Here is an 18322-nt window from a genome sequence, read left to right as displayed (position 1 = left end):
GACTCACCACCTACTCTCTTATTTCCATGAACAGATTTGGATTAGTCTCCATGATTGAATAATAAGTAGACAAAGAATTTAGAATGCCCTCTCTAAATTTCCTGCAAAAATTTTCTTTAAGTTTAAAGCCATTACCATCTGTTTCCGTTGTAACATAGCACAGATTACATATGTTCTTCAGGTTGCAATTATTACATTCACTGAGGCTTTCAAAAAACTGGTTCATATATTTAGCCTGCATTGAGAAGTCCAATCCTGTATTGACATCTCCAACAGGATAATGCGGATTAATCTTTTCACACATGTGAAACTTCCCATCAGAGTCTACAGCAAGTTTATGAATACCTGGAATACAACCTCCTCGCATGAGATTATCGTTGTAGGCGAGATTCATCATCGGTTCAAATATAATACTTTTCAATATAGTTTTTGAAAAATTTGTTGCCTCAGATTCAAACCTTTCACACTTACTAGCTTCAATCAAGTCTCTAATGAATCGCTCTCTTTCTTTCAGATGACTCTGGTCTGACTGGGATACTCCATTATAGTACTCAGTATTTAAATCACTTACCCTATTAACTCTCTGAATGCGGATATCCATTTCTTTGTTTTTTTCAAAAAAATCGTCCAATTGTTTAAAATGAGTCAAATTGTCAAAAGTAACTAGAATCCCATAAGGAAGTGGTGTATCTCCTTTGTCTAAGTATTCTCTATACATTTTCTCTAATAAATTCAATTTTTTGAAGACCAAATCAAAGGTTCCCTTATTGTTAAGCGTAACTCTATTCCTATCATGATTTTCACGATCACCATCTAAACTAACTGATATTGAAAAATTATTCTCCAACATATAACGTATCTTGGACTCAGTTAGCAAGGAAGCGTTTGTTGTTAACGAGAAGCTAATATTCTTAAAAAATTCCGTATATTTATTTCGCACATATTCAACAGTTCCTTTCATTAATTCCCAATTTAACAGTGGTTCTCCTCCATAGAATCCGAGAGAAATACTTAGATTGGGGTTATTTTGAATACTCTTTAGATTTACATGCATAAAATAATCCACTGCTTTGAAGGCAGTAGAAGAGTCCATAAACTTATTTGAATAGCCTTTTGTAAAAAGGTAATGGTCAGAGTAGATACAATACTTACATCTTAAATTACAGGAATCTGTAACTATAAGACATAAGTGGGCAATTCCCTCTGTCTCCAGTTTGTTTTCAATGTATGCTTTGTCTATGTAAGGCATGTGAAAATCCGTTTGAAACAGATTGTACTTCTTTATTTTAGCCAGCAGGCTTTTGAGGTTATTATGAAGAAAGTACGAATTCTCCACTTGAGATCCACAATCCATTCTTTGCAGAAAATCTTGTTCTTTTTGTTGTAAAGGTATTACAATTCTCGTACTGTTATCAAAACAATAATGAGCACTCTCTGTTTTAAAAAGTAGCGGTTTAGATAGAAATGTAATCATCTATGCTCCTCCTTTAAGACAATCATGAAAAGGAACGCCGGGCCCACAACGTTCCTACGCCTCCATATTACATGCTAAAAAATCTTGCTTCCCCTGCAGCAAAGCCAAACACATCTGCAACCGGCGATACTAGGTCAGCAGCACAAGCTGCTGCACAGGTACCTACACACTTCACTTGACAAAATAATACAGCCACACTTAACACTCCTCTCATTTTATTTAATATAAGTAAATTTAATCAAAGAAATTGCAATTTCTGGTTATAATTTTACAACCAACCATTTACTTGAACTATGATTTTTTTTACATTTTATCAATTATAATCAATAGAATAAAAAAATGGCCCTAGTGGATTTAAGAGCCATTTTTTTGTTCATTATTTTAGTTAGTCGGCAAAATAATCTTCAGGGACATAGCGGATTTCAGAATCCGCATATATCGTCAATGTGTGGCTTTCTCCATCATACTGCACCCGGTCTCCCTGAACGTAATACCAGTGCTTCACCAAGGGCTGATCTTTGCGCTGTACAAAGCGAAACACGTTGAGCTCCTGTCTAAGCTCCATAATGCTATCTACCACTTGTTGTTCCAGACCCGTAACGGTAAAAACAAATCCGGTGCCTTCTCTTTGATAACGATAAGACATCGAATCTGTTTTGCTGTTCACCAGTCCTAGACCAGTCACTGCATGCTTAACCATGAACCATTCCTGCTGCGTCATAAAAGTACATCCTCCTTTGATCTTGGAGTTTCATTGCATTTCAGTAATCTAGGGCAGATCGATCAACATATAGAAAGCGTCCTCGCTTGCATCCAGATTCATGGATGTCGTCTGTTCCACACGAGCCGTATCTCCTTCATTTAGCTGATACTCTCCGTTCAAGCCAAGCTTGCCTTCAATAGCAAAAATGTACATGCGGCGATCTTCCGCCTGTTCATATGTTAATGTCTGGCCTGCAGCCAATCGGCCAAGATAGATGGTCATATCCTGTTGAATGGATGCGATACGCGCCCCACCTTCAGGGGATACCACAGGTACCAGTGCTCCCGCAAGCGCGTCTGGATCAAAAGAAGTTGTCTCATAAGAAGGCTCAAGCCCTTTCGTATGTGGCATGAACCAGAGCTGAAGTATACGCACTTCTTCAGAATCGGAGGCATTGTGTTCGGTATGGATCATGCCACTGCCTGCTGACATGCGCTGAATTCCACCAAATGATGTAACAGCCACATTGCCCAGGTTATCTTCATGACGCAGCTTCCCGTTCAGCACGATAGACACAATCTCCATATCACTATGCGGGTGTGCCCCGAAACCACGACCAGGAGCAATTATATCGTCGTTAGCTACCCGCATGGGTCCAAACGCAGTATTCTCCGGGTCCTGATATTCACCAAAGGAAAAGCTGTGATTGCCGCGCAGCCAGCCCCGGTCGAAGCTGGAGCGGGAATCGGATGGAATGACGTTAATCATAAAGGCATCCTCCTATATGTTCTCTTATTTTTTCTTAGTAGCATACTTATTCTCATTGTACCAAATCGATGGGCTAGTCGTCCAAAACAAAATCAAAAAGCCTTTTCCCGGTTCGAACGGTTCACACGAATAATTACGCGTATCCCGAACTAGCGAGAAAAGGCTTGTATGCAGGATATACCTGCTTGAACGAACTTGTTATCCATCCCTATTGGATGATAATAGATCTGTTATGCACTAACGTTCTGCCGAGCGTTCCCTTGTCTGGAGAAGAAATGATCCACCGCCAGAAAACGGCTGCCTGTAAAGAGTAGTGTCAATGAACCCGCCAGCAGCAGGTAATCGAACTCGGTACCACTCAAGAACGGCTGTCCCACTTTGGCAGTAAGCAGAACCCCGCCCATCACGACGATGAACAATGCAGCAAATACACGTGTTCCCAATCCCAGAATCATGGCTGCGCCACCCACCAGCTCAATGATTGCGACAACCGATGCGAGAAAACCAGGAATGCCGATACTTTCAAAGAATCCAACTGTACCGCTAATTCCACCTTGGAATTTGCTCCAACCATGTAATACAAAGATGAGACCAATCATAATCCTTGAGAAAAACAAACCAATCTCCACACTTCTATTCATATTCATCTTCCTCCTTGGAGTTTAAGTTCAACGTTACATTTCACCCAATTGACCAAACAAACAAGACAGACAGCAGCAGAATCACTGTGGCAGAAATAAATACCGCATAGCGGGGAAGCGTCAGCGCAACATCCTGTTCCGGGTCTAATAGACGGGAAATCCGCACATTCACCGAAGTATCGGCAAAAGATGATTGTATAGCTGTCTCTCTGATTCTCCAAGGTTCAGGGCAAGCCCGGATCAGTTTGAGCAGTGCACTACCGATGCCCGCAGCGTTCCCTGTACGTTCAATCGCTTCATTGTCAGCCAGAATTTCTCTAATGATACTGTATTGTTTTGAAGTATGCTTCAACACCGGAATATAAGGCATCATGACGGAAAATACCGACAGCAATGTCGTCTTGAGTGGATCACGATGCCACAGATGATGCACCTCATGGTACACAACCGCTCGTTCTTCTTCAGCATCCAGCATCGTGAGCAGCCCTGTGGAAAGCACTATACAGGGTTTCCACAAACCAATCGTAAATGCAACTGGAGACGGCTTGTCCACCACAATGAATCCAGGTTGTCTCAGATGACGGTACCTCGCCTCAAGTTTCCGAGACATGGCCCTATCTTCCATTGACCGAAGCTTCCGTACCGCTGCACGTGTCTTGATCATGCGATCAAACAGCAGCCAGCCTGTACCAGCAAACGTCAGGAGCACCAGTGCCATAAGAACATGCCCTATGGATAACCAGCCCAGCCTGCTCATCCAGTGATTACATAGCCAGAGCAAGTTAAACGGAATGTCCCAACCGAATATTTTGTACATCGCGTACATGAACATCTGCATGAACACGAATAACGGAATGCCAAACCCAACGGTAAACAACAGCTTCGAGCGGGCCTTCCACATGTCAATCGCTATCCTTTTTCCATTGCTTAATCTTCTGCTCCAGACGCTCAATCAACCCTGCATCTGCTTCATCCAGCGCATCCAGCATGTGATTCACAGCAAGTACCCCGAATTCATCCACCAGCTCATGTGACAATTCCTTGGATTGGTCGTTCATAAATTCCTCCCTGCTCTGCACCGGATGGTACAGTGACGTTCGGCCCTTCTGTGACTTGTGGAGCAGCTCCTTGTCCACGAGACGATTCATCACCGTCATGACTGTATTGAAATTAACGTCTTTATCTTTTTCTAGTGCGGTTTGCACTTCGCGAATGCTGCTGCCTGGGCGCGCCCATAAAATGTCCATGATCTTCGCCTCCAGCGGACCGAAAAACCGGTTCAGCCCACGCTCACCCACTTTAAAATTGTGTATTCTCATGTTCAGACACCCCTCACACTACCCATTGTAGTGCCAACAAACGAGAAGTCAACCTCTATGTCAGCTATTTATTGTAAATGATTTGTAAATATGTTTTCCATTTCAGAATATTATTTGGATGCACAAGGTCTGATTATAAGTAAAAAAATGCCTAAAGACCGGGAGGTCTGCTATTCTGCAGTCTCACCCGGCCTCATTCATAAATCGATTATTCATTTCTGAAATAATGATGAAATCAGTGCTTTATTTATTTACGATCCTGTGATGGCATAAATGCGGAGATGTCCACACCCAGTCCATGGGCCAAACGACCACCGAGCTGTCCGTCTGCCTGGAAGAAATGGCACAAGGCACGCAGCTGGGTCTGTTCCGGTACGGCCTTCAGGTCATTGATCAGGTTATCAAGCAAATGCTCCTGCTCAACCGCCGTGAATGAACGGAACAACTCCCCTGACTGCGTATAGTTATCGGTCTTCTCAATTTTCTCACGCGTAACATGACCCTGTAACGGAGCTTGACTGTCGCGATATTCAGGTGCTTCCTCCGGGCTGCTGCCCGAGCTGTTCGGTTCATAGTTTACCGGAGACGGGTCCTGATTCACATTCATGAATCCATCACGCTGATGATTGCGAACCGGAGCATAAGGGCAGTTCACCGGAATCTGCAAATAGTTCGGTCCAAGCCGGTGGCGCTGTGTATCCGGATAGGAGAACAGACGGCCTTGCAGCAATTTATCCTCAGAAGGCTCAATCCCAGGCACCAGAGCACTTGGTGAAAAAGCTGCCTGCTCCACTTCTGCGAAGAAGTTCTGTGGATTACGATTCAACGTCATGGTTCCAATCGTCTGGAATGGCAGTACATCTTCCGGCCAAGTCTTGGTTGGGTCGAGCGGATCGAAGGCGAAATCATCCATCTGCTCCGGCTTCAACAGTTGTACCTGCAGCTTCCACTGCGGGTATTGGCCGTTTTTGATATGCTCGTGCAAATCCCGGGTGGCATGGTTGAAATCCTGTCCTTGCACCTCAGCCGCCTCTTGACGCGAGAAGCCTCGTACGCCTTGAGCCGATTCCCACTTGTATTTCACATAATGGACTTGCCCCTGAGCATTAATCCATTTGAAGGCGTGTACGCCGAATCCATCCATTTCACGATAACTTGCTGGTGTGCCGAGATCGGAGAACAACCAGGTCATCATATGAGTCGACTCGGGAGATAGTGTCATGAAGTCCCAGTAGCGTGCAGGGTCCTGGATATTCGTATCCGGCGCAGGCTTCAGGGAATGAACCATATCCGGGAACTTTATGGCATCACGGATGAAAAAGACGGGTAAGTGGTTCCCCACAATATCATAGTTCCCTTCCCGGGTGTAGAACTTCACGGCAAATCCACGTGGATCACGTGCTGTCTCCGGTGAACCTGTACCGTGAATGACGGTCGAGAACCGCACCAGTACATCCGTCTCAGTGCCTGGTTCTTGCAAGAAGTCCGCTGTTGTATAAGCCTTCATGCTCTTCTCCAGTGTAAACACGCCATGTGCACCGGCGCCTCTCGCATGAACGACCCGTTCCGGAATACGCTCACGGTCAAAGTGTGCGATCTTCTCAAGCAGATGATAATCCTCAAGTAATGTGGGGCCTCTTCTTCCTGCGGTACGGGAGTTTTGGTTGTCACCTACGGGTGCGCCCTGATTGGTTGTCAAGCGTTCTGTCATATCTTTATCCTCCTTATGTTGGTCTCATGCCTGCTGTATATACTCTATTAAAATCATATTCACCATCGGTTTAAATATACATTTAGACTTGATCTAACTGTTAAATTGATTCTAACATGTCCCACTTGCCTCTTGCATGAGGTTCGTATGAGATTAAGATGAGTTTCTTGCCCGTTTCATGAATGAAACATGAACATCAGCTTGGAGAAAAATGAGCGTTGATCCATTCCGAATGGTTTGATCTACTCTATCTATTGGATATACCCGCATAGGAGTGACATGAACAGCATCATGTGTGCACAAAAAAAAGCGGACTAATCCGCCAGGCGGTAGCCCACTCCTCTTACCGTTACGATATATTGAGGCGAAGCCGCGTTATCGCCAAGTTTTTTGCGCAAGCTTTTGATATGAACATCCACCACATTGCTTCCACCCGTAAAATCAGTCTCCCAAATATCGCTGAGCATCTCCTCACGGGAAATCACTGCACCTTTGGCATCAATCAGCTTCAGCAGCAGATCATACTCTGTCTTGGTCAGGTGAATGCGGTCATTATTCCGGTGCACGCTCATCCGCTCACGATCCAGCCATAAATCCTTGAACCCGATGCGTTGGCCTTCCTGTGGAAGAAATCCGCGTTTCGGTGCTGCAGGGCTATTACCGATCATGCGTTGCACACGATACAACGCTTCCTGCGGACGTGCCGGCCAGACCAGTAATTCCTCCTGAAGCATCGGGCCACTGGCACTGCCAATCATCTTCTCCCCCACCAGATACAGACAGGGTGTTGCATGTTCCGCTTCACGATTCAAACGGCTGCTGATGCCCGCAAAAGCATCAATCGTTCCAGCAACAGACAGGTCATAGATCAACAGATCAAATACAAGCCGTTCATGCAAATCAGGCTCCCAGCGGTGGAACACCAGCACATCGAAGCAGCTATCCGTAAGTGCCTTAACCAGCTCATGTACTTGGCCGGGCATCGGACTGATCAGAATGACCCGTCTTGTAACCGGGCAATTATCCACAAGAGGAGTTGGATCTGTCAGGGCAGGCTTGACCCGGAGCGGCAAACGACGACCGGACAGGTTGATTTTTACTTGACCCGTTTGTTTCTGCATTCCGCGCAGACACCTCCAAAGACCACATGAGCGTGATCAATCGCATATCCGGTTTCCTCCGCGACTTGCTTCATCCATTGCGGAGGAACTTCCGTCATGACTTCATCCACCTTGCCGCATACTTCACACATAATATGTTGATGTTCGTCCATGCGGGCGTCATAACGACTGGCTGTCTCGCCCAACTTGAGCTCTCGAATCAATTCTTTATCTGTCAAATATCGGAGCGAATTATATACTGTACCATAAGCCAAATTATAACCTTGCTCCACCAGACGGTTCATCACTTCTGCTGCCGTTGGATGGTCTTCCGAATGACGGACTACATCATAAACAGCTTGACGCTGTATCGTCAGATTTAGAGTTCTCACCAGCAATTCTCCTTTATTTACCCATTCAATAGTATATAAGATGACACAGCAATCTGCTGATTGCTATGATTCCCGGAAATATCAAAATCAATTTTGATTTAGATTAAGTATAAATCTCATTGTATAATGAAGTCAATATCCGACTATTTTATTCATGAATAGCGATAACCAAGGCTCTTCTCCGTATCCACCTCTCCCATTTGGGATAATATGGTTCGCTACTAGACTGCTTTTCAGCTAAAATATAGTAATGTGCGCTAAAGGGGGGATGCTGGTTGCTAAGCACGTTTTTTGTCAATCTCTGTGTTATGATCACGTTCATGTATGTGTCCGGAATCGTAGCCAAATTCTATCGTATCCGTGTTCCCTTTCCCTCAATGCGTATTCAGATGATTGGTGGTCTGCTGTTCGGGATCTATGGAACTGTACTGATGAACTATTCCTTTCCTTTGAATGAAACGACCATTGTGGATTTGCGTCATTTGGCTATCGTCACAGCAGCCGTATATTTAGGAGGACTGGCTTCTGTCATCTCGGGGCTCGTCATTTCCATCCTGCGTATTGTCATGTTTGGAATGTCCTCTGCTGCCATCGATGCAGCATTTGTCATGACAATCATCGGATTGTCCGGTGTATATTTTGCCTATGCTCCCTGGTCCCGATTAACCAAGATTATTACCATGAACCTGCTGGGTATGACGCTGATCTTTGTGATCCTGATGCTGAATACAACCAGCATGAACTCATTAATGAAAGTATATCCGTTACAGATGACCATTTCTTTTGTCGGTGGAATCTTTATCTATTTCATCGCAGAATTCATTAATAAATCCAATGAGATGTTGTTCCTGCTTGAACGAAAAGCAACCACAGACCATCTTACCAACCTCAGTAATCGCAGGCAATTTGAGAAATCACTTGAGCTTGAACTGGAACGGGCACGTGAGTACAAGCAAAAACTATCGCTATTGGTCATCGACATTGACCGGTTCAAAAAAGTAAATGATACCTTCGGCCATACTTCAGGTGATGCGGTCCTGAAACAGCTCGGACAATTGCTCATTGAGCATTCCCGTTCGGCGGATATCGTCTCTCGAAACGGAGGCGAGGAATTCGCTATACTATTGCTCGATTGTGGTCATCATCAGGCCTTGGCCATTGCCGAGTCAATCAGACAATCGGTTGAGAAATACCATTTCGCTCTGCCTGATGGCAATACAATCCGGCTGACCATCTCGATCGGAGTCGCTGTTTTTCCAGATCACTGTGACGACCGGGATGATAACGATTTCTTTGAACAGGCAGACCGTGCATTATATGAAGCCAAGAATACAGGCCGAAACCGGGTATGTGCCATTCCGCTGCGTTCCAGGTCACTCCCCGGCCGCCAAAGCCCATTCTAATCTCAAACCCAAAAAGGGATGTCCCCGCAGCCTGTTCGGCTTGCCAGGACATCCCTTTCTTCTCTCACCCATTTTGCAATCATTCAACTCAACTCGCTTACGGGTACAAAAGCCACCTGTGCGGCCGAGTTTGACTGAGTTTGCTTAAGCTAAGATTTGTTCGATTTCTTCAACGATGGCAGCATCCAGCTTCACGCCGGAAGCGGCTGCGTTCTCTTTCACCTGTTCAGGGCGGCTTGCCCCTACAAGCGCACTCGAGACGTTATTCTGGCGCAGAATCCACGCCAGAGCCAATTGACCGACCTTCAGGTCCAGCTTGTCCGCCACTTCAATCAACTGGCGAACCTTGCCGATCCGATCAGCGTTAATTTTCCCTTCATCCCAGCCAAGCTTCGCTGCGCGGCTGTTCTCAGGAATATCGGACACCGAAGTGTATTTCCCGGTCAACAAGCCTTGCGCCAGCGGGGAGTAGACGACTTGTCCAATACCTTTACGCTCACCCAGCGGAATGATTTCACTTTCAATGTAACGGTCAAACATGTTGTATACCGGCTGGTTCACCACGATATGATCCAGCAGCAGGCGATCAGCGGTACCCAACGCAGCTTCCATCTGTGCCGCGGTCCACTGACTAACACCTACGTAGAGCACCTTGCCTTGACGCACCAGATCGTCCAGTGCTCGCAGTGTCTCTTCAATCGGTGTTTCGGTATGATAGCGATGGCAATAATATATGTCTACATAATCAACACCCAGCCGTTGCAAGCTGGCTTCGCATTGTTCCTTAATATGTTTACGGGATAACCCTTGGTCATTTGGACCGTCACCCATTTTGCCAAAAACCTTGGTTGCTAGCACATATGAATCGCGGGAATACGCTTTCAACGTCTGCCCCAGCAGTTCCTCTGCTGCACCCCGCTCGTACACATTGGCTGTATCGAAAAAGTTGATACCTTCATCGAATGCGGCTTCAATTGATTTCACCGCGTTTTCACGTTCCACATATCCTCCGTATGTCAGCCAGCTACCCAGGCTGATCTCGCTTACTTTCAGTCCGCTTCCACCCAATCTACGGTATTCCATTGAATGCACATCCTCCTCTAAACTGATTAATGATGAAGTTCCCTTTCTATTGTATCGTATTCGGCTCGGATTAAAAGGGCTTTGGTGAAGAATTTGGCAAATAGATAAGGTTGCATATGAAAAGCTCCGCTGCATGAGCGGAGCCACGATGCACATTAAATATTACCTAGTCACCACATTCTAATGAATGCACGCTAGTTTGACTTAGTTAGCTGTTACGATAAATTGTTCCCATGCTCCGCCCACGGCGTTACGATTGGCGTACAGCACGCCCCCGTTATTCAGATCTGCACTGACATATTTACCGTTCGCCACGGATTTAAAGGCAACCAGTCCCCCGCCCAGCTCTTCACGGGTAAACTTCTCCCATGTAGATGGATACGTGGCTGAGGCAATCAAGCGCCCGCCATTATTCAAATCAGCTTGCACATATTTGATATTGCTCATCGACAGCAAAGATACCGTTCCATCTGAATTCTGGATGATTTTGAATCGTTCCCAATGTCCGGCAGTGTCCCGATTGGCTACCAGAGCATCTGCACCGCCATTCTCTGCGCTGACAAAAGTGCCATTGGCGTTGGCTTTCAGACTGGACCATGTCTCTGTGAAGGGAGCCGTTCCCGTATGCTTCTTGACCACATTCTGGAACGAGGTATTAGAGGCAAAGTTCGCCGTTGTGAACTTGCTCCATTTGGAAGCAATCGTTGCCGCGCTGTCCGTATTCAGGTTAGGTGCCGGATTGTTGTTATTATTGTAATAGCCCCAGGTTCCGCCCCCTTTAACCTTATAACTCCAGTTCGTCCATGAAGCATTCAGTGCATTCAGACCAGACAGCCACTTCTCGGTCAGATCATCCTGACCAAACGAGAACTCGCCCGCTAACACCGGAACGTTCCAATTCTTCTGATAGGACGCCATATCCTTCAGCCAGCGATCCATCTCCGAATTGGTCAGATCCCAATTGTTATAATCCGTGAATTGATAATGATGCGTCTGATACATCACATTCGTCCAGCCATAAGTTGTTGGTGGTGAAGCTGCCCACCAGTCGAAGAATGCCGCGATGATGATCATGTGATCGGCATCCTTGGCACGGACGGCTTTGTACATCCGGTCATAGAAATCCATTTTTTGTTTGATTTGAGCTGCATTTTCACCTGTTCCCATCGTTACGAGAGGTTCATTGAGCAGGTCGTACGCGGCAACGGTTGGATTGCCTTTGTAACGTGTCGCCATCCGTTCCCAGATCTGAATCGTCCAGTTCTGGTATGTAGAGTTGGTCCACAGTTGGTTAGAATTCTCCTGACCGCAGGAATGCCATGGACAGGCTGCTCCCGGTGCACCGTGCAGATCGAGAATGACATACAGGTTCCGTTTGCCCGCTTCATCAATCAGCCAATCCAGCTTGCGGAACGTAACCGAATCAGGCTTCATGACACCGCTGGTGTTCATAAAATCCTCCCAATAGATCGGCACACGCACAACGTTCATGCCCCAGCTCTTGATGTTATCCAGATCACCAGCCTGAATCCAGTTGTCCTGATATCCATTGATCAGGCTCTGTGCACCCGATTCTCCAAAACGATTCGTCAACGTGCGACGCAGCGTGTATTCATCTACCGCGCCGGATGGCGTCATCCATTCTTCCTGCAGCAGCCACCCACCCAAATTTGTTCCACGCAGGTTTACCACGCTGCCTGTACCCGAATTATTACGGACAACTGTCCCGTTAGCCTTCAGGAAATCCCCTGGTCCAAAAGCCGCACTTGCCTTCGGTGAACCTACGGCCGAAACCAGCAGTCCAAGCAGCAGACAGCTGCACAATAGCATGATGGTGCTCTTCTTCAACATGTTGACGCCTCCCTTAAATGGTCATATTTTGAGGTATGACTGAACCAGGATGCAGCACTCACGACGAGTAACGTAATGCTATAGAAACAGCGGGTACGAGCGGTACGATCCAAAGATGACCCCGCTATTTATCACAACCAAGGGATAGTGAAATCGATTACATTTTGTTGAACGTTAAACCCTTTATTCCTGCACTATCCCAATTATTGTTTCAATCGGTTATAACTTGTAATCGTTTTCAATTGGAATTATAATGAATTTGAATTAATTGTCAATCACTTATTTGGAGTTGTGAAGAATATGGATGTCAAAATCATTGATGTAGCTGCCATTGCAGGTGTGTCCCCGGCAACCGTATCGCGGGTCATTAATCAGCACAGCAAAGTTAGCACCAAAACCAAAGATAAGGTGATGCGCGCCATCGAGCAATTGGGATATCACCCCAACGCAGCAGCCAAAAACCTTCGTTCACAGAGAACCATGACGATTGGCGTCATCGTTCCGGACATCAACAACTCCTATTATGCCGAAATTATCAAAGGCATTGAGAATATCGCCTACGCCCGACACTACAAGGTCATTATATGTGATGCCCATAACCAGAAAGAGCGAGAAGTTGATTATCTTAATTTACTGCTGGATCGGACCATAGACGGTGTTATCATTATCACGCCCATGCTGGCGGATGAGGAATTATTCCAGCTTGCAGATAAAGGCTATCGCATTGGCATCGTTGGCAAATACATCGAACATGATCAGATCCCGTGTATATATACGGACAACGTGAAATTCTCCCAGGAAGTTGTTCAGCATCTCGTTGAGGCCGGACATCGAAATATCGTTTTCTTAAACGGTTATCCTGAAGCGATCGACAGCTATGAACGACTTGAAGGTTATTTGAAGGCCCTGCGCAATCACCAGATTCCGTTCCGTCCCGAATTGATCGAGAATGGGAACTTTAATGAGGAAGGCGGGTACGAGGCTATCAAAAGACTGTTTAACAAAGGCCTGTCCTTCACCGCTGTATATGCGGCTAATGATGAAATGGCTCTAGGCGTTTACAAGGCATGTACGGAATACGGAATACGCATTCCCGAGCAATTGGCTATCGTAGGTGTGGACAACAATCGAATCAGCAAATACATCCATCCTACGCTAAGTTCGGTGAACCAGCCCAAGTATACGATGGGAGCCATTCTTATGGAGAAGATGATTGACACGATGAATACGAATGAATTTCAGGACAAACGTGTCTTTAAAGTCGACTCAGAGCTGCTTGTTCGAGGGTCCTCGTCCTTCAAAATAACAACATAAAGCGCACCCGTGAAAGGTGCGCCTAATTTAAACTATGTTCTCATGTTTTTAATGCACAATGATGCTTAATGCATTTAACAAATCAGCCTGCTTCACCGGCTTGGTCAGGACCGCATCGAAGACTTCCGCTTCATGCGAATCGATATGCATGCCATACGGAATCAGAACAATAACTGGTGAATCTGTAACCAGGCGTTTCAGCTTGTGTACAAAATCCACAGCGCCGCCCTCCAGCAGTCCCATATCCACAACAGCCACGTCCGGTTTAAAGCCCCCCTGAATCCAGTCGTACGCCTCGGTTGTAACCGAGGTCATGTGCACATCCATCTCCCATCTGCGCATCAGGGATGAGGCCCCTTGCAGAATGTCAGGATCCTTGGCAAGCAGCACCTTTTTGCCCTTCAGTCGATGCTGAATATTGGCAAGCTGAGGCAGTTCCCAATGTCTGCGGAGCGGCAGTCTAATTTCGAATTCTGTCTCCTTGTCGCCCATACCATGTACCTGAATACGCCCATTCATAAGGATGGCAAGATTCTGGCTGACCGCCAAACCGAGATTGGTCCCTACCAGCTTCTGTGTACTTATATTTCCGTCCAAACTGTTAAATGATCTAAGCTTTTTGTCCGAAGACAACATGCGGCCAGTGTACTTCACATGGAGTAGAAGCGTACCCGCCTCTTCTGTATCTCCACCAGCTACGGTTGCCGTAACCAATACGGAGCCTGTCCGTGTTGAATCTAGGGCATACTGCATGACATGGGCCAATAGTTGTCCGATCTTTATTTCATCCCCGACGAAAACCTGAGATACGTTCAGATCAAGGTTCAAACCCAGCTCAATGTTCTTGCTCAGCGCCAGTCCCGCGTAGAGATAAACGGTATTTTCAATCGTGGCGACCAGATCGAATGGATCATCATGCACAACCGTTTGGCCTGCGTCATTGACGTTAAAACTCATCATGTTATTGAGCAGGGAGAGCAGAATGTTCCCGCTGGTTTCGATCATATTCACATATTCTATCTGCTCGTCCGACATATCCGGTGTACGCATCAGATCCGTTAATCCCAGAATGCCGTTCAGCGGGTTACGAATTTCGTGGCTCATCAGCGACAGCATCTGTGTCTTGGTCAACGCCTCAGACTCCGCACGTTCCTTCTCTGCCTGCAATTGCTCTTGCAGTTGCTCCGAATGACTCAGCTTCTGTTCCTGAACTTGCAGCGTATCTTCCAGATCCACGACATACCCGAGAAAAACGGCCATGGCTTGCAGTGTTTTCATATCCGTTTCACTAATCACATAATCGGGATCATCCATGAGGCAGATCGTGCCGAACGTTTCCCCTGACCTCCGCATAATAGGAATCCCCACAAAGTAACGATTGCCCAGTCCGCTTGTTACGTCCATGGTTTTCGTAAGAGGATGTTCACATGTATCCGTAATGATCAGACTGCTGCCCTTATCTCTTAAGACCAGGCTGCAGTATGACGCTTCAAATGGAAGTTTACTACCTTTGGCGACCAACTCTTCCTCGCGGTTAAAAGCTTCCATAATAACATTGGTCACTCCATCGTTCGTGGCAACAAAAATGGTGTTCACTTTTAAGATGCCGCTTAATACGTCTACAATATGGGACGCGGCTTCCTGTATATTTTCATAGAAGCCCCTTGTAACACCTACCGTTCCCATGATTCACCCCTCTTGTCTTAGCTGCATTTTCAATTCATAGTGCACTGTATGATTCAATCCATTAACGAGGGTTCAAAAGTTGCGAAAAAGTGGTCACAACCTATACATATATAAAGTTTTCTATCTACTTCTAAGCATCGTCAACTGTAATTACACGGTAAATAGAAATTATACGCTTACCCTCCAGCTTTGAAAACCTCTATCATTCTGAGCGATGAATCATGACGAACGATCAGCCACTCACATGTGATCATTATCACACCAAAATAACAATATATAGTTTATAAATGGATAAAGAAACTCTACATGTAGTGTTCAATGAATGGACATTATCCCATACATTTCAATTTTATTATTTTAGGAGGAACTGACATGAACATGCTTGAGTATGCCTCTCCACCGGCATCCGACCTGCTATCTGACCTGGGAAGACGAATTATAGGTGCTGAGGACGCCGATACGCTAAGGGAGAATGCCAATCTGAACGGAGACTCGTTCAGCGGCAAGATGAGCAGGCTCGGTTCGGAGACCGCCAAGTGGCATGCTCTGCGTCATGTACTGCCTAAGGAACTCGCGCTAGCTGTAGAGAACGGGGATCTGTATGTACACGATCTGGATCAGTATGCTCTTGGAACGACTAACTGTATCTTTATTCCGTTTGATCGGCTGCTGGCCTCCGGATTCAATACCGGCAACGGTTCGGTTCGTACCCCACAGACGATCATGTCTGCCATGGCACTGGTCGCCATTATTTTTCAATCCCAGCAGAACAGCCAGTACGGCGGTGTATCCGCCAATAAAATCGATTGGGATCTCGCACCTTATGTGAAGCGTTCGTTCCGTAAGCATTACCGGAAGGGGCAACGTCTGTTTGGAGAGAATGACCGAATTGAGGATGAGCAGCTGCATCTGGATAGTGATGAAGCGAAGAAGAAGTGTGCACGAGCCTTTGCCTTTGCCTGTGAAGAAACGGAACTGGAGACCGGGCAAGCTGCGGAGTCCCTGATCCATAACCTGAACACCATGAGCAGTCGTGCTGGCGGACAGATTCCGTTCACTTCGCTGAACTACGGACTCTGTACTTCAGCCGAAGGTCGACTCGTATCCCGGTCGTTGCTGGAAGCGACCATTCGTGGACTTGGTAACGGGGAAACACCCGTGTTCCCTCAGCATATTTTCCAATGCAAGCAAGGAATTAACCAATCGGAGGGAGATCCGAATTACGATCTGTTCCGGCTTGCTGTGACCTGCTCCTCACGGCGCATGTATCCGAACTTTGTCAATGTGGATGCTTCCTTCAACCTGCCCTATTATCAACCGGAAGATCCCGATACGATCATTGCGACGATGGGATGCCGGACACGCACACTGGCTGATCGCTTCGGACGCAATCGTCAGAGCGGCAAAGGCAATCTGTCCTTTAACACTATCAATCTGGTCAAGCTCGGCATTCGATATGGAATCTGCCAGGGCGCAAGAGCCATCGCTGACCGGGCTGGCTTCTATACGGCGCTGGAATCCGTCATGCACAATGCTACGGATGGACTGCTGCACAGGTATCGAATTCAGACGAACCAGCCTGCCAAAGCATCGGACTTCATGATGCGGGAAGGGGTATGGGAAGGCGGTGAACACTTGGCTCCGAATGAACCGGTAGCCGATCTGTTGAAGCATGGTACGTTATCCCTTGGTTTTATCGGGCTTGCGGAATGTATGACCGCTCTATATGGCCGTCACCATGGACAAGACCTGCATGTACATCGAGAAGCCTTGAATATCATTCGTACGATGCGAGAGTTCTGTGACCGGATGAGTGAGCAGCATAACCTGAATATCACCTTGTTCGCTACGCCCGCTGAGGGTCTATCCGGCAAATTCACCAAGATCGATCGTGAGCGATATGGCGTCATTGCGGGGGTCAACGACCGGGAATACTACACCAATTCATTTCACATTCCGGTCTATCATACGCTTCCTGCCTATCGCAAGATTGAGCTGGAAGCTCCCTTCCACTCACTATGTAATGCCGGAGCGATCTCATATGTCGAACTCGACGGGAATGTAAGGGCCAATACCTCCGCTTTCCAACGAATCGTGCAATTCGCGCTGGCCCAGGACATCGGGTATTTCTCCATTAATCATCCGATTGACCGCTGTCCGTCCTGTGGCTATGAGGGCGTTATTGGAGATGTATGTCCCGGATGTGAGGCTCATGAAAACCATGTACATTTCCAGCGGCTGCGCCGGGTGACGGGATATCTGACCGGTGACTATAAAGTGCGCTTCAATGCGGCGAAGCAAGCCGAAGTGAGAGACCGGGTGAAACATCAATGAATCTGTATGGTTACATCCCGGAATCGGTGAATGAGGGGCCTGGCCTGCGTGCCGTGTTGTTCATCAGCGGATGCCGCCATGCCTGTCCGGGCTGTTTCAGCCCCGGCTCATGGAGCTTCCGTGCAGGGGAACCATTTACGGAGAAGCAGCAGCAGCAGATTTTGCATGAAGTGTCTTCGCATCCCTTGCTGGAAGGGGTTACGTTATGCGGAGGTGATCCTTTTTTCTCTGCCGCAGCATGTGCCTCCTGGGTTCGGCAGCTTCGGGCTGCTCGGCCTGATCTGACCGTATGGGCCTACACGGGGTTTGTGTATGAGGAGCTGATAACAGACCCGTCACGGACGGAGTTATCCCGGCTATGCGACGTCATTATCGATGGACCTTATATTGCAGCTGAGCGTGATGTATCACTTCCTTTTCGCGGCAGTCGTAATCAGCGCATCATCGATGTTGGGGCAACAACGGCTCGCCAGACCATCGTTACTGTGCAGTTAGATGCATGGTAACGATTTTTTTATTTGAGGGGAATCAAGCACAGCGTGG

General features: G+C 46.8%; 17 protein-coding genes. 4 read left to right on the top strand and 13 right to left on the bottom strand.

Annotation, left to right across the window (positions count from 1 at the left end):
- Positions 1-10: 10 nt before the first annotated feature.
- The 10 genes from HW560_RS07895 to HW560_RS07850 form a co-directional block, all read right to left on the bottom strand.
- On the bottom strand, positions 11-1474 hold the full coding sequence (locus HW560_RS07895) for a radical SAM protein (protein WP_090903411.1): 1464 nt from the start codon (positions 1472-1474) through the stop codon (positions 11-13).
- Positions 1475-1541: 67 nt separating this feature from the next.
- Positions 1542-1688, bottom strand: coding sequence for a huazacin family RiPP peptide (locus HW560_RS07890; protein WP_177185831.1), 147 nt, complete (start codon positions 1686-1688; stop codon positions 1542-1544).
- 171 nt (positions 1689-1859) lie between these two features.
- Positions 1860-2195 carry a hypothetical protein gene (locus HW560_RS07885; protein WP_179262677.1) on the bottom strand — a complete coding sequence of 112 codons (336 nt, stop codon included), beginning with the start codon at positions 2193-2195 and terminating at the stop codon, positions 1860-1862.
- A 48-nt stretch (positions 2196-2243) separates the two neighbouring features.
- Positions 2244-2945 (bottom strand): pirin family protein, encoded by a 702-nt coding sequence (locus HW560_RS07880; RefSeq protein WP_179262675.1) that lies wholly within the window; start codon positions 2943-2945, stop codon positions 2244-2246.
- 230 nt (positions 2946-3175) lie between these two features.
- Complete coding sequence (locus HW560_RS07875; protein WP_179262673.1) at positions 3176-3586, bottom strand: DoxX family protein; 411 nt, start codon at positions 3584-3586, stop codon at positions 3176-3178.
- Between the two features lie 40 nt (positions 3587-3626).
- Positions 3627-4487: a M56 family metallopeptidase gene (locus HW560_RS07870; RefSeq protein WP_179262671.1), complete on the bottom strand. Its 861-nt coding sequence runs from the start codon at positions 4485-4487 to the stop codon at positions 3627-3629.
- A 1-nt stretch (position 4488) separates the two neighbouring features.
- Positions 4489-4905, bottom strand: a complete 417-nt coding sequence (locus tag HW560_RS07865; RefSeq protein WP_076287498.1) for a BlaI/MecI/CopY family transcriptional regulator — start codon at positions 4903-4905, stop codon at positions 4489-4491.
- A gap of 247 nt (positions 4906-5152) precedes the next feature.
- Positions 5153-6616 carry a catalase gene (locus tag HW560_RS07860; protein ID WP_179262669.1) on the bottom strand — a complete coding sequence of 488 codons (1464 nt, stop codon included), beginning with the start codon at positions 6614-6616 and terminating at the stop codon, positions 5153-5155.
- A 314-nt stretch (positions 6617-6930) separates the two neighbouring features.
- Positions 6931-7737 carry a winged helix-turn-helix transcriptional regulator gene (locus HW560_RS07855; protein WP_090903405.1) on the bottom strand — a complete coding sequence of 269 codons (807 nt, stop codon included), beginning with the start codon at positions 7735-7737 and terminating at the stop codon, positions 6931-6933.
- Positions 7713-8108 (bottom strand): Fur family transcriptional regulator, encoded by a 396-nt coding sequence (locus HW560_RS07850; RefSeq protein ID WP_076287495.1) that lies wholly within the window; start codon positions 8106-8108, stop codon positions 7713-7715. Before HW560_RS07850 ends, HW560_RS07855 begins: the two co-directional genes overlap by 25 nt.
- 275 nt (positions 8109-8383) lie before the next feature.
- Here HW560_RS07850 and HW560_RS07845 point away from each other — a divergent pair, with 275 nt between their 5' ends.
- Complete coding sequence (locus tag HW560_RS07845; RefSeq protein ID WP_179262667.1) at positions 8384-9511, top strand: GGDEF domain-containing protein; 1128 nt, start codon at positions 8384-8386, stop codon at positions 9509-9511.
- A gap of 144 nt (positions 9512-9655) precedes the next feature.
- Here HW560_RS07845 and HW560_RS07840 read toward each other — a convergent pair whose 3' ends face one another.
- Together HW560_RS07840 and HW560_RS07835 are read right to left on the bottom strand one after the other, a co-directional pair.
- Complete coding sequence (locus tag HW560_RS07840; protein ID WP_063567219.1) at positions 9656-10594, bottom strand: aldo/keto reductase family protein; 939 nt, start codon at positions 10592-10594, stop codon at positions 9656-9658.
- A 204-nt stretch (positions 10595-10798) separates the two neighbouring features.
- Complete coding sequence (locus HW560_RS07835; RefSeq protein WP_179262665.1) at positions 10799-12445, bottom strand: cellulase family glycosylhydrolase; 1647 nt, start codon at positions 12443-12445, stop codon at positions 10799-10801.
- Positions 12446-12745: 300 nt separating this feature from the next.
- Between HW560_RS07835 and HW560_RS07830 the strand changes: the two genes are divergently transcribed.
- Positions 12746-13759 carry a LacI family DNA-binding transcriptional regulator gene (locus HW560_RS07830; RefSeq protein ID WP_090903402.1) on the top strand — a complete coding sequence of 338 codons (1014 nt, stop codon included), beginning with the start codon at positions 12746-12748 and terminating at the stop codon, positions 13757-13759.
- 48 nt (positions 13760-13807) lie between these two features.
- Here HW560_RS07830 and HW560_RS07825 read toward each other — a convergent pair whose 3' ends face one another.
- Complete coding sequence (locus HW560_RS07825) at positions 13808-15445, bottom strand: histidine kinase dimerization/phospho-acceptor domain-containing protein (protein WP_090903401.1); 1638 nt, start codon at positions 15443-15445, stop codon at positions 13808-13810.
- A gap of 372 nt (positions 15446-15817) precedes the next feature.
- Here HW560_RS07825 and HW560_RS07820 point away from each other — a divergent pair, with 372 nt between their 5' ends.
- Complete coding sequence (locus HW560_RS07820; protein ID WP_179262663.1) at positions 15818-17779, top strand: anaerobic ribonucleoside triphosphate reductase; 1962 nt, start codon at positions 15818-15820, stop codon at positions 17777-17779.
- Positions 17776-18285: an anaerobic ribonucleoside-triphosphate reductase activating protein gene (nrdG, locus tag HW560_RS07815; protein WP_179262661.1), complete on the top strand. Its 510-nt coding sequence runs from the start codon at positions 17776-17778 to the stop codon at positions 18283-18285. Before HW560_RS07820 ends, nrdG begins: the two co-directional genes overlap by 4 nt.
- Positions 18286-18322 lie beyond the last annotated feature (37 nt).

The organism is Paenibacillus sp. E222 (genome assembly GCF_013401555.1).
Taxonomy (GTDB): Bacteria; Bacillota; Bacilli; order Paenibacillales; family Paenibacillaceae; genus Paenibacillus.
This window is presented reverse-complemented; position numbering and strand designations above follow the sequence as displayed.